General features: G+C 73.3%; 14 protein-coding genes. 7 read left to right on the top strand and 7 right to left on the bottom strand.

The window, feature by feature from the left end; translation table 11 throughout:
* The first annotated feature begins 407 nt into the window (after positions 1-407).
* The 5 genes from pdxA to def all read left to right on the top strand — a co-directional run bounded on the left by pdxA (position 408) and on the right by def (position 9194).
* Positions 408-1700: a 4-hydroxythreonine-4-phosphate dehydrogenase PdxA gene (pdxA, locus tag ACWEF6_RS08710; protein WP_449682325.1), complete on the top strand. Its 1293-nt coding sequence runs from the start codon at positions 408-410 to the stop codon at positions 1698-1700.
* The gene (locus tag ACWEF6_RS08705; protein ID WP_449682324.1) at positions 1697-2974 is read left to right on the top strand and encodes an MFS transporter; all 1278 of its coding nucleotides are present in this window, start codon (positions 1697-1699) and stop codon (positions 2972-2974) included. The genes pdxA and ACWEF6_RS08705 overlap by 4 nt, the downstream gene beginning before the upstream one ends.
* Positions 2946-3734 carry a DeoR/GlpR family DNA-binding transcription regulator gene (locus ACWEF6_RS08700; protein WP_449682323.1) on the top strand — a complete coding sequence of 263 codons (789 nt, stop codon included), beginning with the start codon at positions 2946-2948 and terminating at the stop codon, positions 3732-3734. Before ACWEF6_RS08705 ends, ACWEF6_RS08700 begins: the two co-directional genes overlap by 29 nt.
* A complete protein-coding gene (locus ACWEF6_RS08695) occupies positions 3727-8397 on the top strand; it encodes a DEAD/DEAH box helicase (RefSeq protein WP_449682322.1) in 4671 nt (1556 codons plus the stop codon). The genes ACWEF6_RS08700 and ACWEF6_RS08695 overlap by 8 nt, the downstream gene beginning before the upstream one ends.
* Positions 8398-8693: 296 nt before the next feature.
* Entirely contained in the window at positions 8694-9194 is a 501-nt protein-coding gene (gene def, locus ACWEF6_RS08690) for a peptide deformylase (protein ID WP_449682321.1), read from the top strand.
* 4 nt (positions 9195-9198) lie between these two features.
* Here def and ACWEF6_RS08685 read toward each other — a convergent pair whose 3' ends face one another.
* The 5 genes from ACWEF6_RS08685 to ACWEF6_RS08665 form a co-directional block, all read right to left on the bottom strand.
* On the bottom strand, positions 9199-10260 hold the full coding sequence (locus ACWEF6_RS08685) for a GNAT family N-acetyltransferase (protein WP_449682348.1): 1062 nt from the start codon (positions 10258-10260) through the stop codon (positions 9199-9201).
* 74 nt (positions 10261-10334) lie between these two features.
* The gene (locus ACWEF6_RS08680) at positions 10335-10457 is read right to left on the bottom strand and encodes a hypothetical protein (RefSeq protein ID WP_449682320.1); all 123 of its coding nucleotides are present in this window, start codon (positions 10455-10457) and stop codon (positions 10335-10337) included.
* A 101-nt stretch (positions 10458-10558) separates the two neighbouring features.
* Positions 10559-11290, bottom strand: coding sequence for a VOC family protein (locus ACWEF6_RS08675; RefSeq protein ID WP_449682319.1), 732 nt, complete (start codon positions 11288-11290; stop codon positions 10559-10561).
* 58 nt (positions 11291-11348) lie between these two features.
* Positions 11349-12119, bottom strand: coding sequence for a maleylpyruvate isomerase family mycothiol-dependent enzyme (locus tag ACWEF6_RS08670; protein WP_449682318.1), 771 nt, complete (start codon positions 12117-12119; stop codon positions 11349-11351).
* A complete protein-coding gene (locus ACWEF6_RS08665) occupies positions 12109-13254 on the bottom strand; it encodes an SAV_6107 family HEPN domain-containing protein (protein WP_449682317.1) in 1146 nt (381 codons plus the stop codon). Before ACWEF6_RS08665 ends, ACWEF6_RS08670 begins: the two co-directional genes overlap by 11 nt.
* A 167-nt stretch (positions 13255-13421) precedes the next feature.
* Here ACWEF6_RS08665 and ACWEF6_RS08660 point away from each other — a divergent pair, with 167 nt between their 5' ends.
* Together ACWEF6_RS08660 and ACWEF6_RS08655 are read left to right on the top strand one after the other, a co-directional pair.
* On the top strand, positions 13422-13934 hold the full coding sequence (locus ACWEF6_RS08660; protein ID WP_449682316.1) for a YbaK/EbsC family protein: 513 nt from the start codon (positions 13422-13424) through the stop codon (positions 13932-13934).
* Positions 13931-14503: a GNAT family N-acetyltransferase gene (locus ACWEF6_RS08655; protein ID WP_206792398.1), complete on the top strand. Its 573-nt coding sequence runs from the start codon at positions 13931-13933 to the stop codon at positions 14501-14503. The genes ACWEF6_RS08660 and ACWEF6_RS08655 overlap by 4 nt, the downstream gene beginning before the upstream one ends.
* Before the next feature lie 18 nt (positions 14504-14521).
* Here the strand turns inward: ACWEF6_RS08655 and ACWEF6_RS08650 are convergent, their stop codons facing one another.
* Positions 14522-15385, bottom strand: a complete 864-nt coding sequence (locus ACWEF6_RS08650) for a DMT family transporter (RefSeq protein ID WP_449682315.1) — start codon at positions 15383-15385, stop codon at positions 14522-14524.
* Between the two features lie 214 nt (positions 15386-15599).
* A complete protein-coding gene (locus ACWEF6_RS08645) occupies positions 15600-17282 on the bottom strand; it encodes a DUF885 domain-containing protein (RefSeq protein WP_449682314.1) in 1683 nt (560 codons plus the stop codon).
* Positions 17283-17320: the final 38 nt, after the last annotated feature.

The following is a 17320-nucleotide window of genomic DNA, read 5'->3' as shown; positions in this document are numbered from 1 at the left end:
ACGACGGCGCCCGCGTGATGCTGCCATGTGCGCGGTCACCGTGCGTGCGGACCCGGCAAAGTCACTGCTCCTTGACGCGGGCGGCGATCAAGGTGCACGATAGTTGCGCAGTTCGATCAACTCGACTGCTCGAAATGCGCAACAAGGGAGGGTCCGATGCCGGAAAGCGGGATCGACGCGCTGATGGGTGCACTTGGGTACCCGGCACGTCCCGCCGCCACACGCGGTGCGGGCGGCCATCGACCTCGTCGGGCCGGTCGAACTCACAGGGAAACGCGCGGACACGACGCTGAGCGGCAACGTCGGCGCGGAGCCCGAAGCCGTCCTGGCCTCGGCGCCCGAAGCGCGGGCCCGGCCCGGCCGCCGCCGCGCGCGAACTCCTGGCCGCCGGCCACCGTGTGGTGGGCATGCGAGCACGCGCACCCGGAACACCGGTCGCCCCGGCTCCCGCCCGCCCTCAGGGGGACACCCGGCTGGTACTCGGCGCGCATCGGATCGGCGGGCTCCACGCCACCTGCGGCGACATCGCCGTCGAGGTCACCAAGGCGCTCGGGGCCGAAGTCCTGCCCTTCGCGATCGCCGGACGGCTGTCCGGCGGCGGGCTGATCGGCTGGCGCGGTCGCCTGCCCGAAACACCTCAACCACGTCCTGGCCACCGGAAGGAACAACCTGTGAGCGACCTGCCCGTTCTCGCCGTCACCCTCGGCGACCCCGTCGGCATCGGCCCGGAGATCACCCTCAAGACCCTCGCCGAGCCCGAAGCCCTCCAGCTGGCGCGCGGGGTGGCGGTGGGCGACGCGATCGTCCTGGAACGCCTGGTCCGGCACCTGGGCCTGCACCTGGAGATCAACCCGATCGCCACGGTCGCCGACGCGCGCTTCACCACCGGCGTGATCGACGTGCTCAACCTCGGCGTCGTCACCGAAGACCTGCCGTGGGGCGAGGTGAACGCGACCGCGGGTGCGGCGGCGGTCGGGGCGATCGAAGTCGCCACCCGGCTCGCGCTGGCGGGCGAAGTCGACGCGGTGGTGACCGCGCCGATCAACAAGGAGGCCATCTGGGCGGCGGGCTCGCAGCACCTCGGGCACACCGAGATGCTCGGCGAGCTGACCGGGTCGACCCGGTTCAACACGATGTTCTGGGTGTCCGGGCTGAAGATCTTCTTCGCCACCCGGCACCTTTCCCTCCGCGAGGCGATCAACCAGATCACCCGCGAGAACATCGAGTACGCGATCCGGGAGGCGTACACCGCGCTGGAAGTCTTCGGCACGGAGAAACCGAGACTGGCCGTGGCGGCGTTGAACCCGCACGGCGGGGAAAACGGCAAGTTCGGCGACGAAGAGATCGTCGCGATCGCCCCGGCGGTCGCCGCCGCGCGGGTGGCCGGGCTCGACGTGGTCGGCCCGATCCCCGCGGATTCCGTGTTCCACCAAGGGATCCAGGGCCGGTTCGACGGCGTGCTCTCGCTCTACCACGACCAGGGGCACATCGCGTCGAAGACGTACGACTTCGACGGCACGGTGTCGGTGACGGTCGGCCTGCCGATCCTGCGCACCTCGGTCGACCACGGCACCGCGTTCGACATCGCCGGCACCGGCCGGGCGTCGCACGGCACCATGCGGGCGGCGTTCAAGGCCGCGGCCACCCTGGCGCCCTACGCGCGGAAGCTGCCCGTCATCTACCCGCCGAGCCTCCGGTGATCCCCCGCAAGCGCTGGGCGTACGTCATCCCGGTCGCGGTGGTCATGTACATGCTGGCCTACCTCGACCGCACGAACGTCGCGGTGATCCTCCCCTACATCGGCGACGACTTCCCGTTGTCCGCCAGCGCGAAGGGGCTGGCGAGCGGCATCTTCTTCGTCGGCTACCTCGTGCTGCAGATCCCGGCGGCGGTGCTGGCGGCGAAGTGGAGCGCCCGCAAGACCGTGGTGCTGCTGATGATCGCGTGGGCGGTCGCGGCGGTGTTGTGCGGCCTGGTGCGGAACGAAACGCAGCTGCACCTGGCCCGGCTGCTGCTCGGGCTGTTCGAGGGCGGTGTGTGGCCGGCCGTGCTGATCCTGCTGGCGTCCTGGTTCCCGCAGGCGGAGCGGGCGCGGGCGAACGCGCTGTGGATGACGTGCCTGCCGATTTCGGCCATCCTCATGTCGCCGCTGTCCGGGTTCATGCTCGACCACATGTCCTGGCGCTGGGTGTTCGTCCTGCAGGGGCTGCCGCCGCTGGTGTGGGCGGTCGTCTGGTGGTTCGCGGTGGCCGACCGGCCGGCGCAGGCCCGGTGGATCTCGGCGGCGGAACGCGAATACCTCGAAACCACCTTGAAGACCGAAGAAGACGCGAAGCCGGCGTTCGCCAAGCAGGGCTACCGGCAGGCGCTGGCGAACCGCCAGGTGCTGTTGCTGGTCGGCGTCTACTTCTTCTGGATCACCGGCTTCTACGGCTTCTCCCTGTGGCTGCCATCGGTGGTGAAGACCATGACGGGCGGCTCGGCCACCGCGGTCGGCTTCCTGTCGGCTGCGCCGTACGTGCTGGCGCTGGCCGGGATGGTCGCCTGCGCGCACTGGTCCGACCGCACCGGCAACCGGCGGCTCGCGGTCACCGTCCCGCTGCTCGTCGCGATCGCCGGGTTGCTGCTGGGCAACCTCGTGCACTGGCCGGCGGCCGTGCAGCTGGTCCTGCTCTGCGTCGTCGCGACCGGCGTCTACATGCCGTACGGGCCGTTCTGGGCCATCCCCAGCCGGGTCCTGGGCATCGAGGTCGTCGCCGTGGCGATGGGCCTGATCAACGCGCTGGGCAACCTCGGCGGGTTCGCCGGGCCCTACTTGGTCGGCTGGCTCACCGATGTCACCGGCACGGCGACCACCGGGTTCGTCGTCCTGGCCGCGTTCCTCGCCGTGGCCGCCGGCCTGGCGTTCTTCGGGCTGAAGCCCGCGACTGTGGAAGAGTCGGCGCATGTCCCAGCCGCGACCAGGCACCCGTGACCGGCGCGCGCTGCTGCTGGAAGCCGTCCGTGACGGCGCCGGCGGCATCGCGGAGCTGGCCGAAGAGTTCGGCGTCTCCGAGTCGACGATCCGCCGCGACCTCGCCTCGCTCGCCGGTGCCGGGCACGTCGTCCGCACCTACGGCGGCGCGCTCGACACCGAACGCAGCCCCCGAGAGAAGGACCGGGAGCACGCGGCCGCCAAGGAGGCGATCGCCCGGGAGGCCGCCGCGCTCGTCCAGGACGGCGAGGTCGTGCTGCTCGACGCCGGCACGACCACCGGCAGGCTCGCCCGCCACCTCGCCCACCGCGAGGGGCTGACCGTGGTGACCAACGGCGTCACCGCGATCCGCGAGCTCGCGGGCTTCCCCGGGATCGACCTCATCGTCCTCGGCGGCCGGCTGCGGCACCCCAGCGAAGCGATCCTCGGCGAGAGCGTGCTCGCGCAACTGCGGCACATCTCATCCGATCGGGTGTTCCTGGGCGCGGACGGCGTGGTCGCCGATCGGGGGCTGTGCTGCCCGTCACTGGAGCAGTCGGTGGTCAAGCACGCGATGCTCCACGCGGGCGGCGAAGCCTACGTGCTGGCCGACCACTCCAAGCTGGACCAGGCCCCTTTTTCCTACTGGGCCCCCCTGGACCGCGAGTACCGGCTGATCACCGACGAGCCGAAGGTCGACGTCACGTTCCCGCAGTTCGCCCACAGCGTGATCCTGGCGAGCGGGCCGGAAACTGTCGGTGGTGCCGCGCATCATGAATGACGTGGCTACCGATGTGCTCGACCTCTTCTCCCCCGCGACCCGGGACTGGTTCGCGGGGGCCTTCGCCGCGCCCACCGCGGCGCAGGAAGGGGCCTGGCGGGCCGCGCACGCGGGTGAGCACGCCCTCGTCGTCGCGCCGACCGGGTCCGGCAAGACGCTGTCCGCGTTCCTCTGGGCGCTGGACAGGCTCTCGGTGGAGCCGCGGCCGGCCGAAGCCACCAAGCGCTGCCGGATCCTCTACGTCTCGCCGCTGAAGGCCCTCGCGGTCGACGTCCAGCGGAACCTGCGGGCCCCGCTCGCCGGCATCTCGCAGGCCAGCCGCCGGCTCGGGCTGCCGGTGCCCGGCATCGAGGTCGGCATGCGCACCGGCGACACCACCGCCGCCGAGCGCCGCACGTTCGCCAAGACACCGCCCGACGTACTGGTCACCACACCGGAGTCGCTGTTCCTCATCCTCACGTCGTCGGCGCGGGAGTCGCTGCGCGGCGTCGAGACCGTGATCGTCGACGAGGTGCACGCGGTCGCCGGCGGCAAGCGCGGCGCGCACCTGGCGCTCTCGCTGGAGCGGCTGGACGCGCTGCTCCCGAAGCCGGCGCAGCGGATCGGCCTGTCGGCGACGGTCCGCCCGATCGACGAAGTGAGCGCGTTCCTGGCCGGCGGCCGTCCGGTGCGCGTGGTCCAGCCGAAGCTGGCGAAGACCATCGAGGTCCGCGTCGAGGTCCCGGTCGAGGACATGAGCAACCTCGACGCGCCTCGCAGCGGCCCGGCCCCGAGCCCGCTCGACGCGCTGGAATCCCTGGAGTCGCTGACCGAGGCCTTCCCACCCGGGGACATCGCGCCGGGTGGGCTGGGCACCCTCGAAGAGATGGCCGGCAACCCCGTCCAGCGGCCGTCGATCTGGCCGGCGGTCGAGGAGCGGGTGCTGAGCCTGATCCGCGCGCACCGCTCGACCATCGTCTTCGCCAACTCGCGCCGGCTCACCGAGCGGCTCACCGCCCGGCTGAACGAACTGGCCGCCGAGCAGACCGAGCTCACCCCGGCCGACACGGTCCCCGCGGAGGCCATCGCGCAGTCCGGTGTGAGCACCGGGGCACCGCCGGTGATCGCCCGGGCCCACCACGGATCGATGTCGCGGGAACAGCGCACGCACGTCGAGGAGTCGCTGAAGTCCGGGCAGCTGCCGTGCGTGGTGGCGACTTCGTCACTGGAACTGGGCATCGACATGGGCGCCGTCGACCTGGTGGTACAGATCGAGGCACCGCCGACGGTGGCGTCCGGCCTGCAGCGCGTCGGCCGCGCCGGGCACCAGGTCGGCGCGGTGTCGTCCGGGGTGATGTTCCCGAAGTTCCGCGGGGACCTCGTCTCCTGCGCGGTCGTCGCGGAGCGGATGGCGACCGGGGCGATCGAGGCGGTCCGCTACCCCCGCAACCCCCTGGACGTCCTGGCGCAGCACGTCGTCGCCATGGTGGCGCTGGAGCCGTGGACGGTGCCGGACCTGGCCTCGCTGGTCCGGCGGGCGGCTCCCTTCGCGGCGCTGCCGGACGACGCCCTGCACGCGGTGCTCGACATGCTGGCCGGCCGTTACCCGAGCGAGGAGTTCGGCGAGCTGCGGGCGCGGATCACCTGGGATCGCATCGGCGGCGAGCTGCGCGGGCGGCCCGGCGCGCAGCGGCTGGCCGTCACGTCGGGCGGCACCATCCCCGACCGCGGCCTGTTCACCGTCATGACGCCGGGAGCGGACGACAAGCCGGGTTCGCGCGTCGGCGAGTTCGACGAAGAGATGGTGTACGAGTCGCGCGTCGGCGACACCATCCTGCTCGGCACGTCGTCGTGGCGGATCACCGACATCACGCACGATCGCGTCATCGTGGTCCCGGCGCCGGGTGAACCGGCGCGGATGCCGTTCTGGAAGGGCGACGCGCCAGGGCGCCCACTGGAATTGGGCCGCGCGCTCGGGAAGTTCGTCCGCGAATTGTCCACTTCGGACGATGTGAAGGCGCGCGAGCGAGCCGAGGCGGCAGGCCTGGACCAGCGGGCGTGCGACAACCTGCTCGCCTACCTGACCGAGCAGAAGGCGGCCACCCGGCACGTCCCGAACGACCGGACGATCCTGCTGGAGCGCTACCGCGACGAACTCGGCGACTGGCGGATCGTCGTGCACTCGCCGTTCGGCGCGCAGGTGAACGCACCGTGGGCCCTCGCGATCGCCGCGCGGTTGCGGGAAAACCGCGGGGTGGACGCGCAGGTGGCGCACTCCGACGACGGCATCGTCCTGCGGCTGCCGGATGCCCTGGACGCCGATGGCGGCGAAGTCACCATCGGCGCGGACGACGTGCTGCTCGACCCCGAGGAGGTCGAGCAGCTGATCGTCGCCGAAGTCGGCGGCTCGGCCGTGTTCGCGGCACGGTTCCGGGAGTGCGCGGCCCGGTCGCTGCTGCTGCCCCGCCGGGATCCGCGGCGGCGGACTCCGCTGTGGCAGCAACGGCAACGCGCGTCCCAGCTGCTCTCGGTCGCGGCGAAGTACGAGCGGTTCCCGGTCGTGCTCGAGGCCATGCGGGAGGTCTTGCAGGACGTCTACGACGTCAGCGGCCTGCGTGAGCTGATGGCCGACGTCCGGGCCCGCAAGGTCCGGCTGGTGGAGGTGGAGACGCCGGCCGCGTCGCCGTTCGCGCGCAGCCTGCTCTTCGGCTACATCGGGATGTTCCTGTACGAGACCGACGCACCGCTGGCCGAGCGGCGGGCAGCGGCGCTGTCGCTGGATTCGGCGCTGCTGGCCGAACTCCTGGGCACCGAGGCGATCCGCGAGCTGCTGGATCCCGAAGCCGTCGCCGAAGTGCAACGGTCGCTGCAGCGGCTCGACCCGGACAGGCACGCCCGCTCGGCCGAGGACGCTGCCGACCTGCTGCGGTTCCTCGGCGACCTGACCGTCGAGGAGGCCGCGGAACGCGGGATCCAGGCCGAGTGGCTCACCGAGCTGGAAGCGGCCCGGCGGGCGATCCGGGTGCGGATCGGCGGCGCGGAACGGTTCCTGGCGATCGAGGACGCCGGCCGGGTACGTGACGCGCTGGGCACCGCGCTGCCGGTGGGCGTGCCCGAGGCGTTCACCGAACCGGTGGCGGACCCGCTCGGGGACCTGCTGTCGCGCTACGCCCGCGGCCGGGGCCCGTTCGCGGCGGCGGACGCGGCCGCGCGGTTCGGGCTCGGCACCGCGGTCGTCACCGGCGTGCTCGACCGGATGACCGGGGAAGGCCGCCTGGTCCGCGGCGAGCTGAGCCCGGTCGGCCATCCGGAAACCCACGGCGTCGGGGTCGAGTACTGCGACGCGGCGGTGCTGCGCCGGCTTCGGCGGGCGTCGCTGGCGAAGCTGCGCGCCGAAGTCGAGCCGGTCGAGCCGGCGGCGCTGGGCCGGTTCCTGCCCGCGTGGCACGGGTTCGGCGGCCGCGTCCGGGCGGCCCCGACGGCGGACGACGTGCTGTCGGTGGTCGAGCAGCTCGCCGGGGCACCGTTGCCGGCGAGCGCGGTGGAGTCGCTGATCCTGCCCGGACGGCTGCCGGGCTACTCCCCCGCCCTGCTGGACGAGCTGACAACGGCGGGCGAAGTGACGTGGGCGGGTTGCGGCGCCCTGTCCGGCGGCGACGGCTGGATCGCCCTGGCCCCGACCGACGTGGCCGACCTGCTGCTGCCCGAAGTAGTCGAGGACATTCCGACCGGCCCGCTGCACGACGCGATCGTGTCCACATTGGAGGGTGGTGCGCTGTTCTTCCGCCAGCTGGTGGACCGCGCGACGGTCCTGGTGGACAAGGCCCCCAACGACGCGGAAGTCGTGGCGGCGCTGTGGGACCTGGTCTGGGCCGGGCTGGTCACGGGCGACACCCTCGGCCCACTGCGGGCGCAGGTCGCCGGGCACGGCGCCCACAAGCCCCGTCGCCAGGCTCCCCGCGGCCGCTACGCGCGGCTGCGGGCAGGCCGACCCCAGATGCCATCGCGGTCCGGCCCGCCGACGGTCGCAGGGCGCTGGGCACTGACCCCACCCCGCGAGACCGACGCAACCCGCCGGGCGCACGCGAGGACGGAGGCGTTCTTGGAGCGCCACGGCGTCCTGACCCGCGGCGCGCTGGACACCGAACGCGTCACGGGCGGGTTCTCCGGGATCTACAAGGTCCTGCGCGGCATGGAGGACACAGGCCAGGTGATCCGCGGGTACGTGGTGGAGGGCCTCGGCGCGGCCCAGTTCGCGGCCAAGGGCGCGGTCGACCGCCTGCGCGCCCTGTCCGGCCCAGGCCGCCCGGCCCCGGGCCGCCCAGTGGTCCTGGCGGCGGCGGACCCGGCCCAACCGTACGGCGCAGCCCTCCCCTGGCCGGCAGCAACGGGCGACACGAAGCACCGCCCCGCCCGCAAGGCAGGCGCACTGGCAGTCCTGGTCGACGGAGTCCCGGCCCTGTACGTGGAGAGAGGAGGCCGATCCCTGCTGAGTTTCACGGAGGAGCGCCAGCCGCTGGCAGAGGCGGCCCAGGCATTGTCGGCAGCGGTCCGCGAAGGCTGGCTGGGCCAGCTGTCGGTCCAACGCGCAGACGGCGAGCAAGCCCTGACCTCAGAGCTGGCGGAGGTGTTGCAGGAGGCAGGCTTCCGAGCCACGCCCTCAGGCCTGCGCCTACGCGCCTGAGACCGGAGCGGACCGGCCGAGCAGCCCACACCGAAACCGGTCGGGGCGGATCAAGCCGGTGCGGGGACCAGGCGAAGCGCTCAGCCGCAAGCCGGAATCGCCTGCCTGGCCCGCCGCGACTTGCCGTGCTCGTTCCACCGAACCCGGTCGGCCCGCCCCACCGCGATCTCCGCCCCCGACCCCAGGCAGCGCAGACCCAAGCTGTCCCCAGGCGAGGCCGGTTGGCGATTCCCGCGCGATCGGCTTCCTCGCTGCCCTAAGCTGCCAGTCCGACACGCACGAAGGATGTTCTGCTCATGGCGATGCGCGAACTGCGCTATTTCGGCGACCCGATCCTCAAGTCCGTCTGCGATCCGGTCACCGTGTTCGACGAGAAGCTCGAGGCGCTCGTGCGGGACCTGGTCGACTCCGTCAAGCCCGCCGGGCGCGCGGGGCTGGCCGCGCCGCAGATCGGAGTGGGGCTTCGCGTCTTCAGCTACGACGTCGCCGGGCTGACCGGGTACGTCATCAACCCCGAGATCGTCGAACTGTCCGAAGAGACACACGAGATCGACGAAGGCTGCCTGTCCGTGCCGGAACTGTGGTTCCCCACCCAGCGCGCGAAACACGCGAAGGTGCGCGGCGTCGACGTCCACAACGAGCCCATCGAGGTCGAAGGCGAAGACGTGCTGGCCCAATGCCTGCAACACGAAACCGACCACCTCGACGGCGTCCTCTACCTCGACCGGCTCACCGCCGAGCGCAAGAAGTCCGCCCTGCGCGAGGCGCGCGGCAAAGACTGGTTCTGGAAGCGCTGACGGCTCAGGCCGGCAGGAACAGCCTCAGCCGGGCGCCGTCGTCGATGCTGCGTTCCGTGCGCAGGCCTGCCCGGGCCGCCGTGCGGGGCAGGATGTCGTCGCCCGCCAAGCACTCCGCGGACAGCTCCGTGATGCCCTGGGCCTCCGCCAGCACCGCGAGCCGCGCCAGGAGGGCCGTTCCGATTCCCTGCTGCTGCCAGTCGTCCTCCACCAACAGGGAGATCTCCGCGCCGCCGGTGAGTGTCGGGATGAGCTGGGCCAGGCCGATCACCTCGCGGCCGAACACGGCCAGCACGCTCGTGCCGCGCGGCGGCACCAGCAGCCGGTGGAGGCGGCGGCGCGGGACCGTCCGCACCCCTGTGTGGTAGCGGCGGAACAGGGTCGCCATCGAGCAGCGGCGGTGCAGTTCGGCCACCGCGTCGGCGTCGCCGGGGACGCCCTTGCGCAGGACGATCGCCGCGCCGTCCGGGCGGTCGAGGACCACCGGGCCGGCCGCGTTCCGGGCCGCTGCCGCGAGCAGTGTCACCAGCGCTTCGGCGCGGGTCAGCTCCAGCTGCACGAACGGCGCCCACTGGCGGCGCGCCACCAGCGCGCCTCCGTCGGTCAGCGCGAACACCGCCCGGTGCCCGCTCTCCGTGCGCGCCGGGTTCGCCTCGACGGCGGGGACGAGTGTGACGACGTCCGCGGCCAGCACGTCCTTCAGCACCTCCACCAGGCGCGCCGGGTCGTCGATCGCGCGGCGGGCCGCGAGCAGCGTCGACGCCGACGGGTCGACGAGCTCGTGGACGTCGGCGTCGATGATCGCCGTGCACTCGCAGCCCTCGGCGCGGATGGCGTCGACCAGGTGCCGCCGGGGCAGGCCGGTCGCCGGGCGCAGCACGATCTCGTCGAGCACTCCGCCCGGCACCGGCAGCACAGACAGCCCGAGGATGTTGCACTCGAGGTCGGCGAGCCGGATGGCGATGCGGGCGAGGGTGCCCGGGTGGTCGTGCATCCGGATCCGCACCCGCCACGCCGACGGCGCCGCCGGCTCCTCGGCGACGGCCGTCCGGCCCGGCTGGGGCAACGCTTCGGAAGTCTCCATGCCCCCACGGTCCCCCGGGGTTGTTGCCGCTCCAGGACGCCGGTGTTTCGCGCAGATCAGCGTTCGACGCGGCCCGGCAACGCCGCCGAAACACTCAGCCAGGACCGCAGCTCGATGGCCAGCGCGACCGGGGCGTCCGGCTGGACGAGGTGCCCGGCGCCGGCGACCGGGGCGACCACGGCGTGCCGTGGCAGAACACCACCGCGGGCCCCGATCCGGCGCGATCCCAGGCGATCCGGCGCCCCTGCCAGTCGAAGAACTCCATGATCCGCAAGCTAGGTCAGCGCGGGGTGAGCACGCAGAACTCGTTGCCCTCCGGATCGGTCAGCACCCGCCACGGCAGCGCGGGACCGCCCAGGTCCGCCGGCGCCGCACCGGCCGCGATGACCTGCGTCACCGCCGCGGCGTGATCAGCTTCCGCCGGGGGCGCGACGTCCAGGTGCACGCGGTTCTTGCCCCTCTTGACGTCGTCGTTGCGCAGGAACTCCAGCCACGGCCCCCGGCCGGACGGCGCGCGCAGCCCCACCAGGACGTCACCTTCGCGGGCCTGGATCGGGCGGCCGGTGATCCCCGCCCAGAAGCCCGCCAGCAGCTCCGGGTCGTGGGCGTCGACCAGGATCGACGCCACCGCGCCGGTGTCCGCGTACCGCTCGCGGGGTTCGAGGACGCAGAACTCGTTGCCTTCCGGGTCCGCGAGCACCACCCAGGGCACGTCGCCCTGCCCGAGGTCGACCCGGCGGCCACCCAGCTCCAGGGCGCGCGCCACCAGCTCGGCCTGGTGCTCCGGGGTCGTGCTCGCCAGATCCAGGTGGATGCGGTTCTTGACCTCCTTGGGTTCGGGGACCGGCACGAAGACGAGGTCCAGGTCCCAGCCGTCGCTTTCCGGGGCCCGGACGTCGACCTCGCCGGGCTCCTCGACGGCGACGTGCCAGCCGAGCAGCGCGGCCCAGAAGTCCGCCAGGACTTCCGGGCGCGCCGCGTCGATCACCAGGTTCACCAGGCGCGTGGTCATGCGCCGCAGGCTAACCGCCACCTCCGACAATTCCGGTTCGGCTTCCCCACCGGCCGGGTCATCGGGTCGCGAGCCGCAGCAGCGCCCAGAGCTGGGCCGCCTGGTCGTGCACGCCGCGCACGGTCACCGCGGTCAGGGACGCTCGGCCCCAGAGCCACAGGTAGATCTGCGCGGGTTTGGCCGCCGTGACGACGTCGTCCGCGGCCTCGGCCTCCTCGGCCGAACAGCGCCAGGCCTCGGTCGTGACGGGGCCGGCCCGCGCGATCCAGCTGTGCGCGCCGGCGCGGACGCCGACCGAGCCCGCCTTCGTGCCGGTCAGGCCGAGCATCGGGAGCTTCTGCCCGAACCACAGGGTGAGCACCTCGTCGATGCCGTCGATCGCGACGTCTTCGGGCACGCCGCGCGGCTCGGCGCCCGACGCCTGCTCGATGTCCACCCGGTGGACGACCGTCTCGTGCAGCATCCGCCGGCGCCAGAACCCGTAGGTCCGGTCGGCCGGCCACCAGGTGTCGGCGCGGTCCTCCGGGTCGTGCGCGGCGAGCTCGTCGAGCAGTTCGGTGAGGCCCTCCTCGAGGAACGCCCGCAGGCTCTGGCCCGGCTCGGGTTCGCGTGGCCAGTCTTCGGGGCTGCGGCCGTCGGTCAGCCGGCGCCGGACCAGCCGGTAGAGGCTCCCGACGTGCCGGGCGACCTCGCCGATCGACCAGCCGGGGCAGGCGGGCACCGGCGCTTCGGTCGGCGCCGCGTGCACCGCTTCGGCGAGCAGCCTGCCTTCGATTCCCAACGCCGTGAGCAACCGCCCCTGGTCGACCGGGCCGTGCTCACGCGACATGGGCTTCCCCGGTGATCGGCAGGCCGTGCACGAGACGGCGAACGAGCTCGAGGAACGGCGTGGCGGCCCCGACCAGCCCGGCGGCGGACTCGGCGGTGACCTTCCCGGTGATCCCGGCCTGCGCGGCGGCGCGGGTGGCCGAGTTGCTGGCGAAGAAGGCGGACCATTCGCGCAGCTCGGGGGCGACGGAGTCGAGCAGCACCCAGGTGCTGGCGGGCCGCGCCCGCCCCCGGTGCGGCCGCCCCCGGGCGGCGAGCACGGCAGCGGCCCCGCGAAGGGCGGCGAGGTAGGCACCGATGAAGCGTTCGGCGGGCCGGGTCTCCTGAGCGGCCTCGGCCAGCCCCCGCCGCGCTTGCGCCAGCAACCCGGCGGCCGCCGGCGACGCGGGCGGACGCAGGGACATGGGCAGCGGCGACTGATCGGAGTCGGCGCCGGGCGGGCGGAGCTCCATGGGAAGTTCGGGCTCGCCGGCGGCCGGGGCTTCGGCCATTGCGGGCGGCTGGGTCTGCGGCTTGACAGGCTGCCCGGAGTCGGCAGCGGACGGCGCGATCGGCTGCGGCTCGGCCTGCGGCGAACCCGCCAACGCGGCGGGCTGGGCGGAGCCGGTAGTGGACGGCATCACCGGCCGCGGCTCGGCCTGGGGCGAACCCGCAAGCGCGGCCGACTGGCCCGAGCCGCCACGAGACGGCGCGACCGGCTGCGGCTCGGCCTGCGGCGCATCCACCAGCGCGGCGGGCTGGCCGGAAGCGAACGGCGCCACCGGCTGCGGCGCATCCGCCAACGCGGCGAAGTCGCCGGAGCCGGCAGCGGACGGCGCGACCGGCTGCCCAGCCAGCTCCACAGCCGACAACTCGAGCTGCCCCGAATCCGCGACAGTCCGGCCCGAATCGGTGGTCACCGGGCGGGTCTGCGCCGGGATCGCCGGGGCCGGCAGCTCGGCTCCCGAAGTGCACAGGGCGATCGGCAGCTGCGGCTGCCGGGAATCCGCCGCCGACGACGGGCGCTGCCGTGAGTCCGCTGCCGGCGACACGCACTGCCGGGAGCGGCGGGCGCCGACCGGGGATGGCTGCGGGCGCAGCGACATGGGCAGCTCCGGCTGCCCGGGATCCGTGGGGGACACGACCTTGACGGACATGGCGACCCTCCTCCTGCGCGGGTGAGCCCCGGCACCTGTCCGGTGCCCGCTCACCGATGTCGAACGCCTGTTCGAACAATTTCCAGAGTAACCCCCGACCCGGTGCCCGCTCAACCCCAGGGGGCGTGGTGCGGGACACCAGGTCGGTGCCGTGATCTCATACGTTCATGAGTTCGCTGGAGCACCCCGCCGTCGCCAAGGTGGCGGCCGCGCTGGCCGAAGCCGGGCAGCGCGGCGCCGCCGAGGGCATCCGTGTCCTGCCCGCCGAGGTCCGGACCGCCGCTCAGGCGGCCGAGGCACTCGGCGTGCCCGTCGGGGCCATCGCCAACAGCCTCATCTTCCGCCTGGGGTCCGACAAAAAAGCGCTCCTCGCCCTCACCTCGGGTGCCCACCGCGCCGATCCGGCCACCCTCGAACGGCTGGCCGGGGGCACGATCGGCAAGGCCGACGCCGATTTCGTACGGACGCACACCGGGCAGCCGATCGGCGGCGTCGCGCCCGTCGGGCACCCCTCGCCGCTGCCGACCCTGGTCGACACCGCGCTGCGCAAGCACGACGTCGTCTGGGCCGCCGCCGGGCACCCGAAGGCTGTCTTCCCCACGACCTTCGCCGGGCTGGTCGCCTTGACCGGGGGCACCCCGGGCGCGCTCGGCGGCGCGGAGGAGGATGGACAGCCGTGACCGCGATGCCCGCCGGCTGCTCCCGGTACGTCCAGCTCTCCGCGGACGAGTTCCGCGCCCGCCTGCCCGAAGCGCTCGACATCTACGTCCGGGCGATGCGGTACCCGGCGGGCACCGCCGAGCAGCGCGCACCGATGTGGCTCACCCACGCGCTGCGCGAGGGCTGGCGCTGCATGGCCGCGCTCGACGCCGACGACGTCCTGCTCGGCGTGGCCTACGGCTACCGCGGCCGGGCCGGGCAGTGGTGGCACGAGCAGGTCCGCCACGGCCTGAGCCGCCGGTCCGGGGCCGCCGAGGCCGACCGGTGGCTGGCGGACTACTTCGAGCTGACCGAGATCCACGTCCGGCCGGAGAACCAGGGCCACCAGATCGGCGAGGACCTGCTGCGCAGCCTCCTCGAAGGTGTCCCGAGCGCGAACGTGCTGCTGTCGACGCCCGAGGGCACGAGCCGGGCGTGGAAGCTCTACCGCCGCACCGGTTTCGTCGACGTCCTGCGCGACTACCACTTCGCCGGCGACCCGCGGCCGTTCGCGATCCTGGGGCGGGCGCTGCCCCTCGACCCGCGCTGAGCCGAGGGGCAGCAGCTCTCACCGCGGCTCGGGCCGCCAATAACCGACGACCAGCGCCGCGACCAGCACGGCGGCGCCGCACCAGGCCGTGACGCTGAGCCGTTCACCGAGCAGCGCGGCGGAGAGCACCGCGGCCGTCAGCGGCTCCAGGACCGCCGACAACGAGCCGAGCACGGGGTGCGCGTCGGCCAGTCCGCGCAGGTACGCGGCGTACGCGAGCGCTGTCGGGACGGCGCCGAGGTAGCAGACGATCGCGAGGACGTCCGCGTGCAGCGGGACCGCCATGCCCGCCCAGCCCGCGGCCGGCAGGAGCAGCAGGCCGCCGGCGAGGCAGCCGAACCCCGTCGTCGACAGCGGGTCCAGGCCTTCGACGGGCTTCGCGGTGACCAGCGTGAGAGTGGCGAAGCCGGCCGCCGCGAGCAGCGCGAAGCCGAGTCCGCCGAACGAGATCGCTTCGCCCGGTGACCACTGGAGCAGCACCAGGCCGGCGAGGGTGCCCGTCACCGAGACCAGCGTCCAGCGGCGGAGTTTCCGCACCGACGCGAGGGTGACGAAGACGGGCGCGGCGCCGATCGTGGTCATGGTCGCGACGCTCACCGAGCTGAGCGCGACGGCCGCGAAGTAGCTCGCCTGGAAGAGGGCGAACAGCCCGCCGACGGCGAGGACGCGCCGGCCGGCCTCCGCCGTGCGGGGCAGGGGACGGCCGTTCAGGAGGAGGGTCGCGACGGCGCCGCCGACGAGCAGCCGGTAGTCGGCGACGGCGAGCGGGTGGAGGCCGGCCCGGCGGGCGAGCAGCGAGCCGGCGAGGCCACCGGTGCCCCAGAGGACACCGGCGAGGATGAGCGCGGCCGAGGAATGGGCGCGCGTGGACAGAGACACCAAGGGAACGCTCCTGCGTCGAAGGAAAACGGAGATCGACGACGCGGGGTGAGTGCGCACCACGAATCAGCCGCAGGCCCCGAAGGCCACGCGGCGGAGGACCACCCCGCTCAGGCGCGAGGCGGTGGGGTGACGAAGAGGATTCGGCGCACGAGGCGAACCTATCGGGGCGGGGCGGAGCGGGGCCACCGGTTTTCGGTGACCCCGCCTCGAGTGCTCAGTCCAGGTGGGACAGCTGCTCCCGCAGCGTGTCCAGACCCATCCCGCCCAGTTTGAGCGCCTCCGTGTGGAACCGCTTGATGTCGAACCCGGCGCCGGCGCGGGCCTGGGCCTCGGAGCGGGCCGTCAGCCAGAGGCGCTCGCCGATCTTGTACGCCGGGGCCTGGCCCGGCCAGCCCAGGTAGCGGTCGATCTCGTCGCGGATGTGGGCCTGGTCCGTGATCGTGCGGGTCAGCATGAACTCCAGGCCCAGCTCCGGCGTCCACCGCTCGCCCTCGTGGAAACCCGTCCCGGCCGGGATCTGCAGCTCCAGGTGCATGCCGAGGTCCACCACCACGCGGGCGGCGCGGAACAGCTGCTCCGACAGCATCCCCAGCAGGTCGCCGTCGTCGGCGAGGTAGCCCAGTTCCTCCATCAGGCGCTCCGCGTACAGGGCCCAGCCCTCCGCGTGGCCCGAGGTGAACGCCAGCAGCCTCTGGTACTTGTTCAGCCCGCCCGACTGGTCCACCGCCGTCGCGATCTGGAGGTGGTGGCCCGGTGCGCCCTCGTGGTACACCGTGCTCGTCTCGCGCCAGGTGCTGAACTCGTCGCGGCCCGCCGGGAGGGACCACCACATGCGGCCCGGCCGCACGAAGTCCTCGCTCGGTCCCGTGTAGTACGCGCCGACGCCGCCTCCGGGCGGGGCGATCTTGCACTCCAGGGCCATCACCCGGTCGGAGATGTCGAAGTGCTTGCCGCGCAACGACTCCAGGGCGTCGTCGGACAGGCGCTGCATCCACGCCTCGAACTCCGCGCGGCCGCGGATGCGGTACCGCGCGTCCGCGTCGAGCGCGGCCGCGGCCTCCGCGGCGGACGCGCCCGGCTTGATGCGGTTCGCCACCGCGCGCATCTCGGCCTCGATCCGGGCGAACTCCGCCCAGCCCCACTCGTACGCCTCCCGCAGGTCCAGCGTGGCGCCGACGAAGAACCGGGACCACAGGCGGTAGACGTCCTCGCCGACGGCGTCCTTGACCGGGGCCTTCGGGGCCAGTTCGGCCCGCAGGAAGCCGGCGAACTCCGCGAACGCCTCGTCGGCGGCCCGCGCGTGACGCCCGAGGTCGGCCTGCAGCCCTTCCGGCGACCCGCCGCCGGCGAGCTCGGTGAAGAACCCCGTCTCCTCCTTCAGGCCCGCCCACGTTTCGCACTGCTCCGCGACCTTCGCGACCTGCCGCAGCGCCGCGACGTGCCCCGCGTCGGACGCCGAGAGCAGGCCGCTGCGGATGTTCGCCAGCGCCTGCGGGACCTCGGCGATCCGGTCCGAGAGGACCGCCCAGTCCTGCTCGGTTTCCCGGGGCATCAGGTCGAACGCCATCCGCAGTTCCTGCACCGGGCTGGAGATGACGTTCAGGCTCGCCACGTCCAGGCCGGCCTCGTGGATCTCCAGCTCCAGGCCGACGCGCTCGGTGAACACGGCCTTCGCCGCGCGCTCGGCGGCGTCGCGCGGCTCGGCGGCGGTGACGGCGGCGTGCGCCCGCGCGGCCAGGCCGGCGCGCTCGGCGTACCCCTCCGCCGAGTAGTCGGTCAGCCGGTGGTCGTGGCCGGCGATGCCGTGCGCGGTCGCCGCGACCGGGTCGGCGGCCGCGTAGTCGTCGACGTACCGGTCACAGGTTTCGTGCACGCCTTCGGAAGCAGTAGAAGCCATGCAGGGCACGCTACCGGGCCACCCGTACCCGGTGGTAC

This window comes from Amycolatopsis sp. NPDC004772 (assembly GCF_053601215.1).
Note: the sequence above shows the minus strand (reverse complement) of the source record. Positions and strands in the feature narration are given on the sequence as shown.

Bases quoted from the DNA above. Each gene is read 5' to 3' on its own strand.
- pdxA (WP_449682325.1), top strand. From the start codon at position 408: ATGCGAGCACGCGCACCCGGAACACCGGTCGCCCCGGCTCCCGCCCGC.
- ACWEF6_RS08700 (WP_449682323.1), top strand. From the start codon at position 2,946: ATGTCCCAGCCGCGACCAGGCACCCGTGACCGGCGCGCGCTGCTGCTG.
- ACWEF6_RS08695 (WP_449682322.1), top strand. From the start codon at position 3,727: ATGAATGACGTGGCTACCGATGTGCTCGACCTCTTCTCCCCCGCGACC.
- def (WP_449682321.1), top strand. From the start codon at position 8,694: ATGGCGATGCGCGAACTGCGCTATTTCGGCGACCCGATCCTCAAGTCC.
- ACWEF6_RS08675 (WP_449682319.1), bottom strand. From the start codon at position 11,290: ATGACCACGCGCCTGGTGAACCTGGTGATCGACGCGGCGCGCCCGGAA.
- ACWEF6_RS08670 (WP_449682318.1), bottom strand. From the start codon at position 12,119: ATGTCGCGTGAGCACGGCCCGGTCGACCAGGGGCGGTTGCTCACGGCG.
- ACWEF6_RS08665 (WP_449682317.1), bottom strand. From the start codon at position 13,254: ATGTCCGTCAAGGTCGTGTCCCCCACGGATCCCGGGCAGCCGGAGCTG.
- ACWEF6_RS08660 (WP_449682316.1), top strand. From the start codon at position 13,422: ATGAGTTCGCTGGAGCACCCCGCCGTCGCCAAGGTGGCGGCCGCGCTG.
- ACWEF6_RS08645 (WP_449682314.1), bottom strand. From the start codon at position 17,282: ATGGCTTCTACTGCTTCCGAAGGCGTGCACGAAACCTGTGACCGGTAC.